Raw genomic sequence first — 18,242 nt, 5'->3', positions numbered from 1 at the left:
GCCGCCATTCCATCGAGCCGGCGGCGACGCCCCCGTCACCAGGCTGCGCCTGGTCTCCTCCCCCCGCTGCGCAGGGGGAGATGAGACCGCAACGCCTATCCGGTCAGGCCGTCATCCCCGTCGCCGCGTACTTCGCCCCCATGCCCTTCAGAACCTCCAACGGCACCGAGCCTGAGTTCAGCACCACGTCGTGGAAGGCCTTGAGGTCGAACCGAGGACCCAGGCTCGCACGCGCCTGGTCGCGGAGCTGGTTGATGATGGTGTGGCCGATCTTGTAGCTCGGCGCCTGGCCCGGCCAGACGCAGTAGCGCTCCACCTCGTTGGCGGCGCCGCTCTGCAAGGACCCGTCGTTGTCCATCTTCCACTGGATGGCGTACTCGCGCGTCCAGCCCATGGTGTGGACGCCGGTGTCCAGCACCATGCGGCAGGCGCGCCACAGCTCCGACTTCAGATAGCCCACCCGCCCGAGCGGATCGGCGTCGTACATGCCGAGCTCGTCGGCGAGCTGCTCGGCATACAGGGCCCAGCCCTCCGCATAGCCGGAATAGTTGCCGGTCTTGCGGATCAGGGGCTGGCCGGGGATGTGCTGGGCGGTGGAGATCTGCAGGTGGTGGCCGGGCACCCCTTCGTGGAAGGTGACGCTGGACACCAGCCAGCGCGGCCAGTCGGCGGTGTGGTTCAGGTTGATGTAGTAGATCGCGGGTCGCGATCCATCGAGCGAGGCCGAGTTGTAGTAGCCGAGCGGCGCACCCGCCTCGATGTACGGCGGCACCCGCCGGATCTCCAGCGGCACGGTGGGCGGCGTGGTGAAGTCGCGCGGCAGCCGCGGTGTGATCTGGGCCACCAGCTGGTTCAGGTGGGCGATCAGCTGGTCCTTGCCGGCGTCGGAATCCGGATAGATGTACTGCGGGTCCTTGGACAGCGCGCTCAACCGTGCGCCGACGCTGCCCCCGGTCATGCCTTGCGTCTTCAGGATGGCGTCGATGCGGTCCTGGTACTGGCGGGTCTGCTCCAGCCCGATGCGGTGCACCTCCTGCGGCGTCAGCGAGGCGGTGGTGTAGTTCAAGAGGCCCGCGGCGTAGTAGGCCATGCCTTGCGGGCGTGATCCGATCCCGGCGGCGGAGGTGGCGCGGTCGCGCATGCGCCGCACCTGGTCGATCTGGCGCTGCAGGGCGGGCTGGACCGTGTCGGTGTAGATGCCGGTGGCCCGCTTGTCCCAGTCGCCAGCGATCCCCTTCTCCTTGGTGCGGCGCACGATGGAGTGCACCAGCACGGAGTCCTCCGACCCCTGCCGGTTCAGCGCCTGCATCTGCTCCAGCGCCTTGTCCAGGATAAAGTCCGGCGGGATCATGCCCAGGCCTTCGTCATGGCGGGCGCGCTCAGTCTCCTGGTCCAGCACCCGGCCGAAGGCCTGCAGCCGGTCCAGATAGGCCTGGCCGTCGTCCGGCGTCTCGATCTTGTGCTGGGTGTCCAGGAAGGTGGGGACGGACTGGTAGGCGCCGGTCAACTGGCTCAGCACGTAGGGTGAGCGCGCGCCGTTCTCGCCGAAGTCGAACTGGCGGTCGGCGGCCGCGCTGGTCTGCAGCCCGAACATCACCGCGTCGTAGTTGATGCGCGGCAGGCCGGTGAGGCCGCTGGCGTCGAAAGCCTTCAGGCGCTGGAACTGGGAGGCGGTCATGGCCTTGTCCGCGGCCACGCCGGCCGGAGAGGCGTCGGAGAGCAGGTGGCGAGATTGCGCGAGCTTACCGGTATCGAGGCCCAGGCCGGTCGCGAACTCCGGATGGGCCGCCAGCCGCTCCTGCATGAAGGTGGCGAATAGGGCGTTGAGCGGCGTGACATAGGCGCCGGAGCCCGGCGCCATATGCGGCTGGGCAAGCGCGGGCTGAGCCAGGGCGGAAGCGCCGACAGCGGCGGCGGTCTGGAGCAGGTCACGACGGTTGAGCATGGATCATCCCGAGGGCGGCGTCAGGGCTGAGCCTAAGGCTGCGCATGACTGTCTGTGAAGTCGGCCCAGACACAATCGGGCTTTATCCCGGCTTTGAACGGAACGGGCGGGCCGGCCCTGCGTAAGAGGCGCGGCCGCATCGGCCATGTCCATCAGACAGCGGATAGTCGTGCATGAGGCCCGGGCGGTCGGAGCTACCCACCAATGACAAGCGCGCCGCCATCCTGGACCACACCCGCCAGCTCAAGATGGCGCGCTCCGCCCATGCCTACGTCCGCGGCAGCACGCGCCAGTTCTATGCCTGGTTGCGCTCCGCCAGCAGCGCCGAGGTGCCGGACGGGCCGTCGGTCTGGATCTGCGGCGACTGCCATGTGGGCAACCTCGGCCCTCTGGTGGACGCCGATGGAGAGGTGGAGGTGCAGATCCGCGACGTGGACCAGACGGTCATCGGCAATCCGGCCCATGACCTGATCCGCCTGGCCCTGTCGCTGACCATGGCCAGCCGCAGCTCCGACCTCCCCGGCGTCACCTCCGTGCGGATGCTGGAGGAGGCCATGGCCGGCTATGAGGAAGCGCTGGCCTATGGCGACAGCGGGGTGCGCCGGCTGCCGGCGCCTGACGCTGTGCGGGTGGCGATGCGCAAGGCCGGCGGACGACGCTGGCGCCACCTGGCGGACGAACGGATCGAGGGATCCAGCCCGACCATCCCTCTCGGCAAGCGGTTCTGGGCTCTGGAGAGCGACGAGCGAACTGCACTGCAGGCCCTGTTCAAGGAGGACAAGGTGCACGCCTTGATCACCTCCATGGAAAAGCGCGACGCCGGGGACAAGGTGGAGCTGATCGACGCGGCCTACTGGATGAAGGGCTGCAGCTCGCTCGGGCGGGTGCGCTACGCGGCCATCGTGGGCGTTGGCGAGGGCAGGAAGCGCAAGCTGGCCCTGATCGACCTCAAGGCCGCCGTGGAGGCCGCAGCGCCGGCGGCGGAAAGCGCCGACATGCCCAGGGACAACGCCAAGCGGGTGGTGGAAGGCGCGCGCCACCTTTCGCCCAACCTCGGCGACCGGATGCTGGCGGTGCAGCTGAACGGGGAGCCCGTCGTGCTGCGCGAACTCGCGCCCCAGGACCTGAAGCTGGAAGTGGAGAGCCTTACCTGCGAGGATGCCAAGACCGCCGCACGCTACCTCGCCGCCGTGGTGGGCCTGGCGCACGGCCGGCAGATGACCCTCGCCGACCGGACCGCGTGGCTGAAGGCGCTGAAGCGCCGCCGCTCCAAGACCCTGGACGCGCCCTCATGGCTGTGGACCAGCGTGGTGGAGTTGGTCGGCCAGCACGAGTCCGCCTACCTGGAGCACTGCCGCAAATACGCGCTGGCGGAGGACAAGGCGTCGTAGCTCGTCGTCGGTTCCCACGAGCACGCCGCCAAGGTCGGCCGCATTCTGAGCCTGTGGAACGACGAGGCCGCTAGCCGCGGTCGGACGCCTCGTCCCTTCGACAGGCTCAGGATGAGGCGACTAAGAGGTCGGTAGGACAGACCAGGCTCAGCCCTCCAGCACCGCCGGCAGCAGGGTCACACTTTCCCCACAGCCGCAGGCGTCGGTCTGGTTAGGATTGTTGAAGGTGAACTTGGCCGACAGGCGCGAGGTCTCGTAGTCGATCTCGGTGCCGATCAGGAACAGCACCGCCTTGGGATCGACGAGGATGCGCACGCCCTTGTCGTCCACCACCTCGTCCAGCGGATTGACGGCCTCTGCGTACTCGAAGATGTACTCCGAGCCGGCGCAGCCGCCATTCTTCACTCCGACGCGCAGGCCCGCATAGGCCTTGTCGCCCTTCTCCAGGATGGAGCGGACACGATCAGCGGCGCGGTCGGTCAGCGAAATGAGCTTAGGCCGCGGGCGACGGGTGCGGGTGGTGGAGGCGAGTTCGGTCACGGTCTGGACCTCTCAAAACATGTTCAGTTGGAGCTTGGCTTCGTCAGACATGCGCGACGGGTCCCAGGGCGGATTGAAGGTCAGGTCAACCTTGCAGGACTTGATACCTTCGATCTTCACCACCGCGTCCTGCACCCAGCCCGGCATGTCGCCGGCGACGGGGCAGCCAGGGGCGGTGAGCGTCATCTCCACCAGCACGTCGCGCTCGTCTGACACGTCGACCTTGTAGATCAGGCCAAGCTCGTAGATGTCGACCGGGATTTCCGGGTCGAACACGGTCTTGAGCTGGACGACCAGTTGCTCGGTGAGCCGGTCCAGCTCCTCCTGCGGCAGAGCAGATTCCTCCTCGGCGGCGGCCGTGTCGTCCAGCAGCGCCGAAGACGCGGCGCCCGAGACGTCGAGCAGGTCGCGGGCGATCGGAGCGGCGTCGCTCTGGGGATCGAAGGGTCTGTCGTCCATCGGAAATCTGTCTTCCACGATCAGGCGAAGAAGCTGCGGGCTTTGATCAGGGCGTCGGCGAAGGCGTCCGCCTCTTCCAGGGTGTTATATAGGGCGAACGAGGCGCGCGCGCTGGATGTTACGCCGAAGCGGCGCATCAGGGGCTCGGCGCAGTGGGTCCCGGCCCGCACCGCCACGCCGTAGCGGTCGAGCAACTGAGCCACGTCGTGGGCGTGGGCGCCTTCCACCTCGAAGCTGAGGATCGCGCCCTTGTCCGGCGTGGTCCCCAGTATGCGCAGCCAGTTGCAGCCGGACAGCCGCTCCACCGACCGGGCGTAGAGCGCGTGCTCGTGGGCGGCGATCGCACCGCGGTCCTGAGCCATGAGCCAGTCGAGCGCCGCGCCCCAGCCGACCGCCTCCAGGATCGGCGGCGTGCCGGCCTCGAAGCGATGGGGCGGGTCGGCGTAGCTGATGGCGTCCATGGCCACCGAGCCGATCATCTCGCCGCCGCCCTGGTAGGGGGCCAGTTGAGCGAGCGCGTCTTCTCGGCCGTAGAGGGCGCCGATGCCCGTCGGCCCAAACAGCTTGTGGCCGGAGAAGACGTAGAAATCGCAGCCGAGCGCCTGCACGTCCACCGGCAGATGGACCACGGCCTGGCAGCCGTCGAGCAGGGTCAGGGCGCCGACCGTCCTCGCCGCGGCGATCACCGGGGCGGGGTCGAGGACGGCGCCGGTGACGTTGGACATGTGGCTCAGCGCGACGACCTTGGTCTTCGGCCCGATCAGCTTCAGGCCGGCCTCCAGGTCGATGCTCCCGTCGTCGCGCACCGGCATGAAGCGCAGCACCACGCCCTTGCGCTCGCGCAGGAAGTGCCAGGGGATGATGTTGGCGTGGTGCTCAAGCTCCGACACCAGGATCTCGTCGCCGGGTTGCAGCTGCAGGCCGAGCGAGGCGGCCACCAGGTTGATCGCCTCTGTGGCGCCCTTGGTGAACACGATCTGGCGCGAGGACGGGGCGTTGACGAAGCGGGTCACGCTCTCACGCGCGGCCTCGTAGGCCTCGGTGGTCTCGTTGGCCAGGGTGTGCAGGCCGCGGTGCACGTTGGAATAGCTGTGCGTCATGGAGTGCACCATGGCGTCGATGCAGGGCTGCACCTTCTGGGACGAGGCGGCGCTGTCCAGATAGACCAGCGGACGGCCGTTCACCTGGCGCGACAGGATGGGGAACTGGGCGCGGATGGCGGCGATGTCGAAGGGGCGCGGGAGTGCGTCCTTCGAGACGCCCGCCAAGGCGGGCTCCTCAGGATGACGAAGGGCTGTGGGGTTCATGACGCTCGTCATGCTGAGGAGCGCTCCGAGGGAGCGTGTCTCGAAGCACGCAGGACGACGGCCATCACGTCAGCGCCTCCAGACGCTCTGCTGCGAAGGCGCGCACCACCTCGCGAGCGCCCTCATGAGTGATGCGCTCCACCACTTCGCCGATGAAGCCTTGCATCAGCAAGGCTTTGGCCTCCGCCTCCGGCACGCCGCGGGAGGCGATGTAGAACAGCGCCTCCTCGTCCAGGGCGCCGACGGTGTTGCCGTGGGCGCAGCTCACGTCGTCGGCGTAGATCTCAAGCTCCGGCTTGGCGTCCACCTCGGCGGTGTCGGACAGGAGCAGGGCGTCGTGGCGCATGCGCGCGTCGGTCCCGTCCGCGCCGGGCTTCACCACGATCTGGCCCTGGAACACCGCGCGGGCACGATCAGTCGCCACGCCCTTGCACATCTGCGAGGTCTCGCCGCCACCCTCGTGCACCACCACGGTGGTCAGATCGGCATGGCGCGTGTCGGCAAGCAGGTAGAGGCCGTCCATCCGCACCGATGCCCCTCCGCCGGGATGCACCACATGCGTCTCGTGCCGCTGCAGCTTGGCGCCGGTGGCGACCACCGTCTGGGCGAAGTGCGCCCCGGCGCCCAGCGACACCGCCGACGCCGAGATCGACACGGCGGCGGCGGGTTCCTCCAGCAGCACGATTCGCTCCACCGAGGCGTCGGCGCCCAGGCTGAAGCGCAGGATGGCGCTTGCGACATAGGCGCCTCGCCCCTCATAGGTCTCGAGCAGGGTCGCCGACACGCCTGCGGGGACCACAACGTCCGCGCCGGCCTGCCAGCCGCCCTCTTCCGCCGACGTGACGAACCGCAGCCGGTGGGGCTTGTCCGCGAGCGTCAGCCGGGCCAGCGTTTCGCCATCGGCCAGTCGGCCGTTGGCGAAGACGGTCTCGTCAGCCGCGATCGAGGCGAACGGACCGCCTTCGCCCGGCGGTTCGATCTCGAAGGCCGCCGCCACCACCGGTTCGCCGCCGAGCGCGCGGCGCAGGTCGCTCCAGCGCCAGGCTTCGTCCCGCCGCGTGGGGAAGGTGGAGACGTCGCGCAGGTCGATGCGGAAGGGCGCGCTCATGCCGCCTCCGCCACGATCCGGTCGTAGCCCTCACGCTCCAGCGTCAAAGCCAGCTCAGGGCCGCCGGACGCCACGATGCGCCCCGCCGCCAGCACGTGGACCTTGTCGGGCCGGATATAGTCGAGCAGGCGCTGGTAGTGGGTGATCACCAGCATGGAGCGCTCGGGCGAGCGCATGGCGTTCACGCCCTCCGCCACGATGCGGAGCGCATCGATGTCGAGCCCCGAATCGGTCTCGTCCAGGATCAGCAGGCGGGGCTCCAAGAGCGCCATCTGCAGGATTTCCATCCGCTTCTTCTCGCCGCCGGAAAAGCCGACGTTCAGCCCCCGCCGCAGCATGTCGAAGTCCATCTTCAGGCTGGCGGCCTCGGCCCGCACACGCTTCAGGAACTCCGGCGCGCCCATCTCGGGCTCGCCGCGCGCCTTGCGCTGGGCGTTCAAGGCCGTGCGCACGAAGGTGAGCGCCGGCACGCCCGGGATCTCCATGGGGTACTGAAAGGACAGGAACACGCCCTTGGCCGCGCGCTGGTCAGGCGCGAGCGCCAGCAGGTCCTCCCCGTCCAGCGTCACCGAGCCTTGGGTAACGTCATAGCCGCCGCGCCCCGCCAGCGTGTAGCCGAGCGTCGACTTCCCCGCCCCGTTCGGCCCCATGATGGCGTGCACCTCACCTGCGGGCACGTCGAGCGACAGGCCGCGCAGGATGGGCTTGGTCTCGTCGACCGACACGTGGAGGTTTTGAATGGAAAGCATCACTTCGGCCACTTCTCTTCAGTCGTTCTGAACAGCTTCAGATGGGAGGTTTCCTCCCAGCCAAAAGCGAATCCTTCCGGCTCGGAGTAGCATTCAAGCTCGGCGACGCCATGAGGACCGCTGCTAAACATGAGGACGGTGGCTCTGCAGCCCGGTTGCGCATCGCCTCCTCTCCAGCCCACACCGCATGAAACCGGAACAGGTCGGGTCAAAAGAACGTCGTCCTTCCTCTTCACTTGCCGGCCGTCTGCACCCTCGAAAAAGCAGCCGTCGTCATCCCACGACCCGACATCTTCGGCTGTCAGGCCGAGCCGAGCGCAAGCGTCGCCGAAACCCCCATCTGAGCTGGCGCGCATGAGCTATCCTGCCGTGATCTCGTCATTGGACTTACGACGCGGGTCGCGCAGGGCCAGGACTTCGACTCGATCGTTCATGATGCGGTAGATCATCACGCGCTTCCAATTAGAGATGCTGAGTTCCCGCGTGCCGGGCTCGGCTCCGGGGCGTCCCATAGCCGGCGATTCCGCGAGACGATTGGCAGCGTTGAAGAACCTGATGGCGGCTCGCCTGGCGACGCGCGGGTCATACTTGGCCAGATAGGAGGTGAGTTCAAGCAGATCGGCCCTCGCATCCGCCGTCCAGAAAACAATGTCGATCACCGCAGGAGATCATTGATCTCGCGCTCTACGACGCTTTGCGGCGTGAGATCGCCACGGTTGGCCTGAGCGACCGCCCTGCGGATGGCGGCGAGATCGGCCTCGCTCCAGGCGTGCTGCCCCCTAATCGCGATACGGCCGAAAACCTCCTCGTTCGAGAAGGTGCGGCCAGCGGCGATGTCCGCATCGCTCTCGGCCAGCACTTTCTCGATATCCTCGTCAGGCGGCGGCGGAAGGACGATACCTTCCATCTCGCGCCAGTAGGCGCCGAGCGCCCAGCCGACCAGCTCGGAGGCGTCCCACCCGGTTCTCTGCATCAGTTCGAGCATCAGCTCGTGGGCGTCATGGTCGAGCTTTAGGGCGATAGGAAACAACTCAGGTCCCTCGGCCCGTTCGGTCGTCTTCTCCGCAAACGCCATCACCCGACGCTCCCTTCCAGGCTCACGGCCACCAGCTTCTGCGCCTCCACCGCGAACTCCATCGGCAGTTCCTGCAGGACGTCGCGGACGAAGCCGTTGACCAGGAGCGCCACGCTCTCCTCGGTCGATAACCCACGGCTCTGGCAGTAGAACAGCTGGTCGTCGGAGAGCCTCGTCGTGGTGGCCTCGTGCTCGAAGACGCTGGAGGCGTTCTTGGCCTCCACATAGGGCACGGTGTGGGCGCCGCACGCCTTGCCGATGAGCAGGCTGTCGCACTGGGTGAAGTTGCGCGCGCCCTTGGCGTTCCGGTGCGAACTCACCAAGCCGCGGTAGGTGTTGGAGGAGCGGCCGGCGGAGATGCCCTTGCTGATGATGCGCGAGCGGGTGTTCTTGCCCAGGTGGATCATCTTGGTGCCGGTGTCGGCCTGCTGGCGGCCGTTGGTCACCGCGATCGAATAGAACTCGCCGGAGCTGTCGTCGCCGCGCAGGATGCAGGACGGATACTTCCAGGTGACCGCGGAGCCGGTCTCCACCTGGGTCCAGCTGACCTTGGCGCGAGCCTCCCGGCAGTCGGCGCGCTTGGTGACGAAGTTGTAGATGCCGCCCCGGCCCTCCGCATCGCCTGGATACCAGTTCTGGACGGTGGAATACTTGATCTCGGAGTTCTCCAGCGCCACCAGCTCCACCACCGCGGCGTGCAGCTGGTTCTCGTCGCGCATGGGGGCGGTGCAGCCTTCCAGGTAGCTGACATAGCTGCCGCGGTCGGCGATGATCAGGGTGCGCTCGAACTGGCCGGTGTTCTCCGCATTGATGCGGAAGTAGGTCGACAGCTCCATGGGGCAGCGCACGCCCGGCGGCACGTAGACGAAGGAGCCGTCGGAGAAGACCGCCGCGTTCAGGCAGGCGAAGTAGTTGTCCGACGTCGGCACCACCGAGCCCAGGTACTTGCGCACCAGCTCCGGATGCTCCTGCAACGCCTCGCTGATCGGCATGAACAGCACGCCCGCCTTGGCCAGCTCGGCCTTGAAGGTGGTGGCGACCGACACGCTGTCGAACACCGCGTCCACCGCCACCCGTGGCGCGGTCTTGACGCCGGCCAGGGTCTCCTGCTCGCGCAGCGGGATGCCGAGCTTGGCGTAGGTCGCCAGAAGCTCCGGATCGACCTGATCCAGGCTGTCCAGCAGCACCTTCTTCTTCGGCGCGGCGTAGTAATAGAGGTTCTGATAGTCGATAGGCGGATAGCCGATCTTGGCCCAGTTGGGCTCTTCCATCGCCTGCCAGCGCGAGAACGCCTCCAATCGCCAGTCGAGCATCCACTGCGGCTCGCCCTTCTTGGCGGAGATGAAGCGCACGGTGTCGGCGTCCAGCCCCTTGGCCGCGAACTCCGTCTCGATGTCGGTGACGAAGCCGTGGACGTACTTGTCGACCTCCAGCGCCTTGACGGTGTCGAGGGTCTGCTGAACGGCGGCCATCAGGCGTACTCCTTCATCCGCGCAGCGCTCGAACGCGCGCGCCGTGCATGGACCGCCAGCCAAACGTCGGCGAAGCGGTCCCAGTCAGCTTGTGTCGTATTCCAGCCGCCCGAAGCGCGCAGGGCGCCGGCCGCCAGCTCTCCGTAGCCCATCGCGGCCAGAACGCCGCTCGGCTTCACCTTACCCGAGGAGCAGGCCGCGCCGGCGCTGACCTCCACGCCCTCCAAGTCGAGCGCCATCACCTGCAGCGCCGACGCAAAACCGGCCGCCGCAAGACAGAGCGTGCCCGGCAGGCGCGATACGCTCTCGCCCGCGATCCGCACTCCGGCGGCCCTGAGCCGCGCGTCGGCTGCATCGCGCCAAGCGGCTTGGCCGCTCGCGGTCGGCAGGTCTCGAAGGGCCGCTCTGGCCGCCGCGCCGAACGCTGCGGCGCCCGCCACGTTCTCCGTGCCGGCGCGAAGCCCGCGCTCCTGTCCGCCGCCGTGCAGGCTCGGTCGCACGGCCGCACCTTCGGCATAGGCCAGGGCGCCGACACCCTGTGGCCCGCCCAACTTGTGCGCCGACAGGGCCAGGGTGCGGGCGCCCAGCGCGTCGAGGTCGACTGCGATCTTGCCCGCCGCCTGCACTGCGTCCACGTGCAGCCAGCCTCCGAAGGCCCCGACGAGGGCTGCCGTCTCGGCCACCGGCTGCACCACACCTGTCTCGTTGTTGGCCAGCATCACGGCGATGAAGGGCCGGCCGTCCTGCGGACTCCACCTAGCGAGCCGCTCGGCCAGCCAGGACAGCTCCGCCACACCGTCCGCGTCTACGGGCCAGGTCTCGATCGGCAGCCCGGTTGCGCGGGCGCTGTTCGTCACTGCATCATGCTCGGTGGCGCCGATCAGCAGCCGGCCGTGAGCGCCGGAAGTCGCCGCACTTCCGATCGCCAGGGCGTTGGCCTCCGTGCCGCCGCTGGTGAACACCAGCCGCTCCGACGATGCATTGACGAGCCCGGCAACGGCCATACGCGCCGTCTCCAGCCGCTCCCGCGCGGCCCGGCCGCTGGCGTGCACCGAGGACGAATTGCCGACCGCCTGCAGCGCGTCGAGCAGGGCGTCTCGCGCCTCGGGCCGGAGCGGCGAGGTAGCGTTGTGGTCGAGATAGGTGCGGCGTGAGGCGCTCATGCCGCCTCCGCCGACGCCGAGACGTGGGACTTCACCCGACGCTGCACGACGTCCTCCAGCGACACCGCTCCCAGAAAGTCAGAGATACGGTCGCCCAACGCGTCCCAAAGGTCATGGGTCGCGCAGCGTTCGCCGCCGCCAAGGCAGCCGGTGCTTGCCCCCTCGCAGCGGGTGGCGGTCAGCGGCTCGTCCACTGCGCGGACAACCTCGACCACGCTGATCAGCTCCGCTGACCGGCCGAGGCGATAGCCGCCGCCGGGTCCGCGCACACTGGCCACGAGGCCGCGCCGGCGCAGGGCTGCGAACAGCTGCTCAAGATAGGCTTGCGAGATCTCCTGGCGTCCCGCGATCTCGGCCAGGGTGACGGCCCTCTCCCGCCCGTGGCGGGCGAGATCGGTCATGGCCATCACCGCGTAGCGTCCCTTGGTGCCCAGACGCATGGTTCGACGCCGATCCCGCCTTGAAGCCCGTCCCTGCGCCCATGCGCCGGGATGAGAGAAACGACGCCCCGCCGACCGCGGCCTGTGCTAAGGACCGCCGCTTTCCGGCAGGCGCGCGCATTTCACTGATGTCCGCAATGTAGGAAAACCAAGTACGCCGATCAAGTATTCCGTGGCGCGATGAGGCCCTGGCCCCGCTTCGGAGCAGAAGGAAGTGCGAAGACCATGCCCGAGGTGATCCTGACCGGCGCGAGCGGCCGCCTGGAAGGCCGCTACGCCCCGCCCAAGACCGACAACGCGCCCATCGCGCTGATTCTGCATCCCCATCCCAAGGCGGGTGGGCACATGAACAACCCCGTGGCGGTGCAGCTCTACCATCTGTTCATGAAGCGCGGCTTCGCCACCCTGCGGTTCAACTTCCGCGGCGTCGGCAAGAGCCAGGGCGAGTTCGACAGCGGCATCGGCGAGCTGGCCGACGCCGCCTCTGCACTCGATTGGCTGCAGACCAGCAACCCCACCGCCTCCCAATGCTGGGTGGCCGGCTACCAGTTTGGGGCATGGATCGGCATGCAGCTGCTGATGCGGCGGCCGGAGACGGACGGCTTCGTCTCCGTCTCGCCGCCCACCAACATCCAGGACTTCAGCTTCCTGGCCCCCTGCCCCGCCTCCGGGCTGATCCTGCATGGCGGTGCAGACAACGTCACCACTCCGGTGGAGGTGGAGCGGGTCGTCGCCAAGCTGCGCACCCAGAAGGGTATCTCCATCGCCTATGAACTGGTGGAGGGCGCCAATCACTACTGGTCCCAGCACCTGCCCGCGGTGGAAAACCATGTCGGTCACTATCTCGACCAGCGGATGAACGGGCTGGCGGGCTAGGCGTCTGTCGTCATCGAGGAGGTGGAGAGGCCTGCAGCGGCGCCGTCGAGTCCTGGACACGGCCTTGCGCGCCGTGGAGGCCGCCCCTTAAGGTTGCGCCCATGCTGCTCGGACTGACACCCTTCGCCCTCGTGGCCGTCCTTCTGGGCGGCTACCTGATCGGCTCCGTGCCATTCGGCGTGCTCGTCACACGCTGGGGCGGCGCAGGCGATGTGCGCGACATCGGCTCCGGCAACATCGGAGCCACCAACGTCTTGCGCACCGGCCGCAAAGACCTTGCGATCCTCACCCTGCTCGGCGACGCCGGGAAGGGCGCGCTGGCAGTGGTGCTGGCGCGGGCGCTTTGGGGCGAGACGGCCGGCGCCCTGGCCGGCGGCTCGGCGTTCATGGGTCACCTGTTCCCGGTGTGGCTAGGTTTCAAGGGCGGCAAGGGCGTAGCCACCGCGCTGGGCGTCATGCTCGCGGCGGCGTGGCCTGCGGGGTTGCTGGCGCTGGCCACCTGGCTGCTGGTGCTTGCCGTGTTTCGGATATCCTCGCTCTCAGGCCTTGCCGCGGCGGCGCTGTCGCCAGTCTATGCGGCGTTGATCCACGCCGCGCCGGCGGTCCGCGACTTGATCCTGTTCGCCGCCGTCCTGGTGGTGCTGCGCCATCGCGCCAACATCGCGCGGTTGCTCGCCGGCCAGGAGCCGCAGGTCGGCCGGCGCGCCGCGACATCCGCTCCATGATCGGCGAGGCGGAGCGCCGGGATCGGCTGCGCCTGACCCGTACCGAGGGCGTGGGGCCGGTGGCCTGGCGGGAGCTGGTGGGCCGCTACGGCTCGGCCGGCCGGGCGCTGGGCGCCCTGCCCGACCTCGCACGCCGGGGCGGCCGTCCGGGTCCCCTGAAGGTCTGCAGCAGCGCAGACGCCCAGCGGGAGATCGACGCAGGGCGCGCGCTCGGCGCCACCCTGCTCACCGCAGGCGAAGCGGCCTTTCCCCCCCTGCTGGCCGAGATCGACCCGCCCCCGCCCGTGCTCTGGGCGCGCGGGCACGTCGATCTGCTCGCCAGGCCCTGCGTGGCGATCGTAGGCGCGCGGATCGCCTCGGCGGCCGGCCAGCGGTTCGCCCGCGCCCTGGCCGCCGATCTCGGACAGGCGGGCTATGTGGTCGTCTCGGGCCTCGCCCGGGGGGTCGACGGCGCGGCGCACGAGGGCGCCCTGGCCAGCGGCACGGCCGCCGTGCTGGCCGGCGGCGTGGACGACATCTATCCCCCTGAACACGCCGGCCTGTACGACCGCGTCGTCTCCCAGGGTTGCATCGTGTCCGAGAACGCGGTGGGCCGCCGGGCCACGGCGCGCGACTTTCCGCGTCGCAACCGGATCATCTCCGGGCTCTCGCTGGGGGTTGTCGTGGTGGAGGCGGAGCAGCGCTCCGGCTCGCTGATCACCGCGCGCCTGGCCGCCGAGCAGGGGCGTGAGGTCTTCGCTGTGCCGGGCTCACCCCTGGACCCCCGCGCCAAGGGCCCCAACGAGCTGATCCGCCAGGGTGCGGCGCTGTGCGAGGGCGTGGACGACGTGCTGCGCGTCCTGGCGGACCTGCACCGAGCGCGCGAACCCCAACTGGAGCTGTTCACGCCGATGGGCGAGGAGGACGCAGCATTGAATGCGGCGGCGGACAGGCTGCGCGAACGCGCCTATGCCCTGCTCTCGCCGACGCCTGTCCCGCGTGACGAGATCGTGCGCGCCCTGGGAGAACCGGCGCCCGGCGTGCTCGCAGCCCTGGTGGAACTGTCCCTGGCCGGCCGGGCGGAGCTTCTGTCCGGCGGTCTGGTGGCGCGCATGGACTGACCTCGGCGGCGGCGGATCATCCGGGCCCACTCCGGCGTTCTAATCCCGAAGAAGGAGCCGTCGATGCCCACTCCCACAATGCCCGACGACCGCCGTCATCCGCTCGACAGCGGCCGTGATCACAGTCACGGGACGGAGAACGACAACCTCAGCGCCCACGGCGACAACCCGCCCCGCCCCGCTACCGAGCCTGAGGGCGCCGAGCAGTCCACCAAGACCGACAAGACCAGGACCGATCCCGCCACCGGCCGTCCGCAGTAGCCGCCAGCCGAAACGGACGTGTTGAGGCGATCCGGTCTAGGCCCTAGACCGGATCGCCTGAACCAAGGCGTCGGAGTCGGGAGCATACATGGCCGAAGATCAGTGGCTGACCCCGGAGACCCTGCCACAGGGCGCCCTGATGGCGGGCAAGCGCGGCGTGGTCATGGGCGTGGCCAACAAGGACTCCATCGCCTGGGGCATAGCGCGCGTGCTCGCATCCCAGGGCGCGGAGATGGCCTTCACCATCCTGGGCAGCATGGAACGCCGCGTGCGGCCGCTCGCGGACACCATCGGCGTCAAGACGCTGATCCCCTGCGAGGTCACCGACGACGCTTCCATGGACGCGGCCTTCAGGACGGTGGAGGAGACTTTCGGCACGCTGGACTTCCTGGTCCACGCCATCGCCTTCTCCGACAAGAACGAGCTCAAGGGCTCGTTCGTCGAGAACACCACGCGCGCCAATTTCGCCCGCTCCATGGATATCAGCGCCTATTCGTTCGTGGACGTGGCCAGGCGGGCGTCAAAGCTGATGCCGAACGGCGGGTCTCTGGTGACGCTGACCTATCTAGGCTCCGAGCGGACCGTCCCGAACTACAACGTCATGGGGGTGGCCAAGGCGGCGCTCGAAGCGTCGACGCGCTACATCGCCCGCGACCTGGGTCCTCAGAAAATCCGCGCCAACGCCATTTCTGCGGGGGCGGTGCGGACGCTCTCCCTGGCCGGCATCTCGGGCGGCCGGGGCATGCTGTCGCGAGGGCGCACCTGGGCGCCGATGCGCGAGGACACCTCGGTGGAGAGCGTCGGCGGCTGTGCGCTCTGGCTGCTGTCGGACCTCGGAAGATCGACAACGGGCGAGGTGATCCACGTGGACGCCGGCTTCCACATAGTGGGCCTGCCGGATGAAGAGCCGGACTGAGGCTTCCTTGCGAGAGAGGCGGACGTCATAGCGGAGGCTCCAGCCTCATGGCTTCCGCGATCAGCTCCTCGGCCGACTCTTCCATCAGCGCGTCCGCCGCGCCGGACACGGTCTCGCGCCCAATCTCCAGCAGCACAGGGACCGCGAACGGCGACACGCGCGGCAGGGCGCGCGCCACGATCCGCCCGCGGATGCGGTCCAGCAGCTTGGCCACCCGCGCCACGTCCAGCAGACCCGTCGCGGCATCCGCCCGCGCGCACTGGAGCAGCAGGTGGTCGGGCTGATGGCGGCGGAGCGCATCGTAGATCAGGTCGGTGGAGAAGGTGACCTGGCGGCCGGTCTTCTCCTTGCCGGGCAGCCGCCGCTCGATGAGCCCCGACAGGATGGCGCAGTGGCGGAAGGTGCGCTTCATCATGAAGCTTTCGTCCAGCCAGGTCTCCAGGTCGTCGCCCAGCATGTCCTGCTGGAACAGGGCGTCCAGGTCCAGATCGTCCATGGGCTTCATGGCCCAGATGGCCAGCGCATAGTCGTTGGCGACGAATCCCAGCGGCCGCTTGCCCAGCCGCTCAAGCCTGCGGGTCAGCAGTTGGGCGAGCGTGCCATGGCTGATGCGCCCGTCGAAGGGGTAGCAGACCAGATAGCAGCGCTTGCCCCGCTGGAAGGTCTCCAGCAGCATCTCGTCGGTGGAGGGAATGTGGGAGCGGGCGTCCTGCACCTGCAGCCACTCCTGCACGTCGGGCGCCAGCACGTGCCAGTGGTCCCGCTCGGCGATCATGCGGCGCACCCGGGCGGCCAGGTACGTGGAGAGCGCGAACTTGGATCCCGCCCAGCTCGGCACCTTGGGCTCGGTCCCCGGAGGCGCGGGGCGGACCAGGGCGTCCAGGCCGGTGATGCCCTCAAAGCTCCAGATGGTCCCCCCGAACAGGAAGGTGTCGCCTGGGGCGAGCTGCTCCAGATAGCTCTCCTCCATCTCGCCCACCTTGCGGCCGCCGACCTTCTTGTTTGAGCGGACCGAGGCGATGCGGATGGACAGCATGGGGGTGTCCACGATAGCGCCCACGTTCATGCGGTGGCGCTGGGCGGTCGGGCCGTCGCGCACCTTGTAGAGGCCGTCCTCGGTGCGGACGATCCGGCGGAAGCGATCATAGGTGCGAAGCGCGTAACCGCCGGTGGCGACGAAATCGACCACCTGCTCGTACTCCTGCCAGCTGAGCGCGGCATAGGGAGCGGAGCTGCGCAGCTCGTCGTAGAGATCGACCAGGTCGAAGGGCTCGGCGCAGGCTAGGCCCATGACGTGCTGGGCCAGGATGTCGCGCGCGCCGATCCGCTCGGGGTCGCCGTCCAGGTCGTTGGCGGCGACGGCCTCACGCGCGGCTTGGCACTCCAGCATCTCGAACCGGTGCGCGGGCACCAGCAGGGCGCGGGAGGGTTCGTCCAGCCGGTGGTTGGCGCGGCCGATGCGCTGGATCAGCCGGGCGCTTCCCTTGGGGGCCGCAAGCTGGATGACCAGGTCCACCGCGCCCCAGTCGATGCCGAGGTCGAGCGTGGAGGTGCAGACCACGGCGCGAAGTTCGCCCCGCCCCATGGCCGCCTCGACCTTGCGGCGCTGCTCCACGGCGAGCGATCCGTGGTGGAGGGCGATGGGCAGGTTGTCGTCGTTGATCTCCCACAGCATCTGGAAGCTGAGCTCCGCCTGGAAGCGGGTGTTCACGAAGACGAGTACGGTCTTGGCGTCCTTGATGGCTTCAAGAACGTCGGGGATGGCGTGCTTGGCGGTCCAGCCGCTCCACGGCGCGGGCTTGTCGGTGAGTAGCATGTCCACCACCGGCGGCGCGCCTGGCGCGCCGAGGACGAGGTCGGCCATCCGGGCGGCGGCAAGGCCCCCCTCACCAGGCTGCGCTTGGTCCCCTCCCCCCGAGGGGGGGAGATCAAAGGAGGGTGGCCGCTCTTGATCCTCCCCCACTGGGGGAGGGGGACCACGCACAGCGTGGTGGAGCGGGCCAGCCGCCGCCCCGCCCTGCCCCACCAGCCACCGCAGCAGCATGTCCGGGTCGTTCACCGTCGCCGACAGCCCCACCCGCCGCATCCCCGGCGAGAACTTCTGCAGGCGCGCGAGCGCCAGGTTCAGCAGGTCCCCGCGCTTGCTCCCATGAACCGCGTGGATCTCGTCCAGGATCACCACCGACAGGTCGTTGAAATACTCGCGCGAGCCCGGCCAGGCGCAGAACAGGGCGAGCTGCTCGGGCGTGGTCAGCAGGATGTCGGGCGGGTGCAGCCGCTGGCGCGCACGCTTGGCCAGGCTGGTGTCGCCGGTGCGCGCCTCCACGCTGATCGGCAAGCTCATCTCGGCGATCGGCGCTTCCAGGTTGCGGTGCACGTCCACGGCCAGCGCCTTCAGCGGCGACAGGTAGAGGGTGTGCACGCCGCGCGGCCCGGCGGACGGCGGACGCGCGGCGAGCTGGATCAGGCTCGGCAGGAAGCCAGCCAGCGTCTTGCCCCCGCCGGTGGGGGCGATCAGCAGGGCGTCGCGGCCCGCACGCGCCTTGGCGATCATCTCCAGCTGGTGCGGTCGGATGCTCCAGCCCCGGCCGGCGAACCAGTCGCGGAAGCGCAGCGGGAGCAGGTCCTCGACCGACCCGAAGGGCGCAGCGGCGTCCATCTGTCCCATATAGCACGTTCGCGTTCCGTTTCAGCCCACGGGCGCTTAGATGTGCG

18 protein-coding genes are annotated in these 18,242 nt (G+C 68.9%); 6 read left to right on the top strand and 12 right to left on the bottom strand.

Features of this window, described 5'->3' with window-relative positions:
• Window positions 1-103: 103 nt before the first annotated feature.
• Window positions 104-1,945: a DUF885 family protein gene (locus tag HUV06_RS06950; protein WP_174300541.1), complete on the bottom strand. Its 1,842-nt coding sequence runs from the start codon at window positions 1,943-1,945 to the stop codon at window positions 104-106.
• A gap of 173 nt (window positions 1,946-2,118) precedes the next feature.
• Between HUV06_RS06950 and HUV06_RS06945 the strand changes: the two genes are divergently transcribed.
• On the top strand, window positions 2,119-3,336 hold the full coding sequence (locus HUV06_RS06945; protein WP_174300540.1) for a DUF2252 family protein: 1,218 nt from the start codon (window positions 2,119-2,121) through the stop codon (window positions 3,334-3,336).
• A gap of 147 nt (window positions 3,337-3,483) precedes the next feature.
• Here the strand turns inward: HUV06_RS06945 and HUV06_RS06940 are convergent, their stop codons facing one another.
• From HUV06_RS06940 to HUV06_RS06895, 10 genes are all read right to left on the bottom strand, one after another.
• Window positions 3,484-3,876: an iron-sulfur cluster assembly accessory protein gene (locus HUV06_RS06940; protein ID WP_174300539.1), complete on the bottom strand. Its 393-nt coding sequence runs from the start codon at window positions 3,874-3,876 to the stop codon at window positions 3,484-3,486.
• Window positions 3,877-3,888: 12 nt separating this feature from the next.
• Window positions 3,889-4,248: an SUF system Fe-S cluster assembly protein gene (locus tag HUV06_RS06935; RefSeq protein WP_371811014.1), complete on the bottom strand. Its 360-nt coding sequence runs from the start codon at window positions 4,246-4,248 to the stop codon at window positions 3,889-3,891.
• Between the two features lie 107 nt (window positions 4,249-4,355).
• Window positions 4,356-5,642, bottom strand: a complete 1,287-nt coding sequence (locus tag HUV06_RS06930; protein WP_174300544.1) for a cysteine desulfurase — start codon at window positions 5,640-5,642, stop codon at window positions 4,356-4,358.
• Between the two features lie 64 nt (window positions 5,643-5,706).
• The gene (gene sufD / locus HUV06_RS06925) at window positions 5,707-6,750 is read right to left on the bottom strand and encodes a Fe-S cluster assembly protein SufD (protein ID WP_174300537.1); all 1,044 of its coding nucleotides are present in this window, start codon (window positions 6,748-6,750) and stop codon (window positions 5,707-5,709) included.
• Window positions 6,747-7,499 (bottom strand): Fe-S cluster assembly ATPase SufC, encoded by a 753-nt coding sequence (gene sufC / locus HUV06_RS06920; protein WP_174300536.1) that lies wholly within the window; start codon window positions 7,497-7,499, stop codon window positions 6,747-6,749. The genes sufD and sufC overlap by 4 nt, the downstream gene beginning before the upstream one ends.
• A 359-nt stretch (window positions 7,500-7,858) precedes the next feature.
• A complete protein-coding gene (locus tag HUV06_RS06915; RefSeq protein ID WP_174300535.1) occupies window positions 7,859-8,158 on the bottom strand; it encodes a type II toxin-antitoxin system RelE/ParE family toxin in 300 nt (99 codons plus the stop codon).
• Window positions 8,155-8,574, bottom strand: a complete 420-nt coding sequence (locus HUV06_RS06910) for a hypothetical protein (protein WP_174300534.1) — start codon at window positions 8,572-8,574, stop codon at window positions 8,155-8,157. Before HUV06_RS06910 ends, HUV06_RS06915 begins: the two co-directional genes overlap by 4 nt.
• Window positions 8,574-10,046, bottom strand: a complete 1,473-nt coding sequence (sufB, locus tag HUV06_RS06905) for a Fe-S cluster assembly protein SufB (protein WP_174300533.1) — start codon at window positions 10,044-10,046, stop codon at window positions 8,574-8,576. The genes HUV06_RS06910 and sufB overlap by 1 nt, the downstream gene beginning before the upstream one ends.
• Window positions 10,046-11,209, bottom strand: a complete 1,164-nt coding sequence (locus HUV06_RS06900) for a cysteine desulfurase family protein (RefSeq protein ID WP_174300532.1) — start codon at window positions 11,207-11,209, stop codon at window positions 10,046-10,048. The genes sufB and HUV06_RS06900 overlap by 1 nt, the downstream gene beginning before the upstream one ends.
• Entirely contained in the window at window positions 11,206-11,649 is a 444-nt protein-coding gene (locus tag HUV06_RS06895) for an Rrf2 family transcriptional regulator (protein ID WP_174300531.1), read from the bottom strand. Before HUV06_RS06895 ends, HUV06_RS06900 begins: the two co-directional genes overlap by 4 nt.
• Window positions 11,650-11,874: 225 nt before the next feature.
• Here HUV06_RS06895 and HUV06_RS06890 point away from each other — a divergent pair, with 225 nt between their 5' ends.
• The 5 genes from HUV06_RS06890 to HUV06_RS06870 all read left to right on the top strand — a co-directional run bounded on the left by HUV06_RS06890 (window position 11,875) and on the right by HUV06_RS06870 (window position 15,527).
• Window positions 11,875-12,525, top strand: a complete 651-nt coding sequence (locus tag HUV06_RS06890) for an alpha/beta hydrolase (protein WP_174300530.1) — start codon at window positions 11,875-11,877, stop codon at window positions 12,523-12,525.
• 101 nt (window positions 12,526-12,626) lie between these two features.
• A complete protein-coding gene (gene plsY / locus HUV06_RS06885; RefSeq protein WP_174300529.1) occupies window positions 12,627-13,250 on the top strand; it encodes a glycerol-3-phosphate 1-O-acyltransferase PlsY in 624 nt (207 codons plus the stop codon).
• Entirely contained in the window at window positions 13,247-14,350 is a 1,104-nt protein-coding gene (dprA, locus tag HUV06_RS06880; protein WP_174300528.1) for a DNA-processing protein DprA, read from the top strand. Before plsY ends, dprA begins: the two co-directional genes overlap by 4 nt.
• Before the next feature lie 63 nt (window positions 14,351-14,413).
• A complete protein-coding gene (locus HUV06_RS06875; RefSeq protein WP_254600937.1) occupies window positions 14,414-14,611 on the top strand; it encodes a hypothetical protein in 198 nt (65 codons plus the stop codon).
• An 88-nt stretch (window positions 14,612-14,699) separates the two neighbouring features.
• Window positions 14,700-15,527 carry an enoyl-ACP reductase gene (locus HUV06_RS06870; RefSeq protein WP_174300527.1) on the top strand — a complete coding sequence of 276 codons (828 nt, stop codon included), beginning with the start codon at window positions 14,700-14,702 and terminating at the stop codon, window positions 15,525-15,527.
• A gap of 25 nt (window positions 15,528-15,552) precedes the next feature.
• Here HUV06_RS06870 and HUV06_RS06865 read toward each other — a convergent pair whose 3' ends face one another.
• Entirely contained in the window at window positions 15,553-18,195 is a 2,643-nt protein-coding gene (locus tag HUV06_RS06865; RefSeq protein ID WP_371811013.1) for a ligase-associated DNA damage response DEXH box helicase, read from the bottom strand.
• Window positions 18,196-18,242 lie beyond the last annotated feature (47 nt).

This window comes from Caulobacter sp. S45, assembly GCF_903642205.1.
Classification (GTDB): Bacteria; Pseudomonadota; Alphaproteobacteria; order Caulobacterales; family Caulobacteraceae; genus CAHJWH01.
This window is presented reverse-complemented; position numbering and strand designations above follow the sequence as displayed.

Bases quoted from the DNA above. Each gene is read 5' to 3' on its own strand.
- HUV06_RS06950 (WP_174300541.1), bottom strand. From the start codon at position 1,945: ATGCTCAACCGTCGTGACCTGCTCCAGACCGCCGCCGCTGTCGGCGCT.
- HUV06_RS06945 (WP_174300540.1), top strand. From the start codon at position 2,119: ATGAGGCCCGGGCGGTCGGAGCTACCCACCAATGACAAGCGCGCCGCC.
- HUV06_RS06930 (WP_174300544.1), bottom strand. From the start codon at position 5,642: ATGAACCCCACAGCCCTTCGTCATCCTGAGGAGCCCGCCTTGGCGGGC.
- sufD (WP_174300537.1), bottom strand. From the start codon at position 6,750: ATGAGCGCGCCCTTCCGCATCGACCTGCGCGACGTCTCCACCTTCCCC.
- sufC (WP_174300536.1), bottom strand. From the start codon at position 7,499: ATGCTTTCCATTCAAAACCTCCACGTGTCGGTCGACGAGACCAAGCCC.
- HUV06_RS06910 (WP_174300534.1), bottom strand. From the start codon at position 8,574: ATGGCGTTTGCGGAGAAGACGACCGAACGGGCCGAGGGACCTGAGTTG.
- sufB (WP_174300533.1), bottom strand. From the start codon at position 10,046: ATGGCCGCCGTTCAGCAGACCCTCGACACCGTCAAGGCGCTGGAGGTC.
- HUV06_RS06900 (WP_174300532.1), bottom strand. From the start codon at position 11,209: ATGAGCGCCTCACGCCGCACCTATCTCGACCACAACGCTACCTCGCCG.
- HUV06_RS06895 (WP_174300531.1), bottom strand. From the start codon at position 11,649: ATGCGTCTGGGCACCAAGGGACGCTACGCGGTGATGGCCATGACCGAT.
- HUV06_RS06890 (WP_174300530.1), top strand. From the start codon at position 11,875: ATGCCCGAGGTGATCCTGACCGGCGCGAGCGGCCGCCTGGAAGGCCGC.
- plsY (WP_174300529.1), top strand. From the start codon at position 12,627: ATGCTGCTCGGACTGACACCCTTCGCCCTCGTGGCCGTCCTTCTGGGC.
- dprA (WP_174300528.1), top strand. From the start codon at position 13,247: ATGATCGGCGAGGCGGAGCGCCGGGATCGGCTGCGCCTGACCCGTACC.
- HUV06_RS06875 (WP_254600937.1), top strand. From the start codon at position 14,414: ATGCCCACTCCCACAATGCCCGACGACCGCCGTCATCCGCTCGACAGC.
- HUV06_RS06870 (WP_174300527.1), top strand. From the start codon at position 14,700: ATGGCCGAAGATCAGTGGCTGACCCCGGAGACCCTGCCACAGGGCGCC.
- HUV06_RS06865 (WP_371811013.1), bottom strand. From the start codon at position 18,195: ATGGGACAGATGGACGCCGCTGCGCCCTTCGGGTCGGTCGAGGACCTG.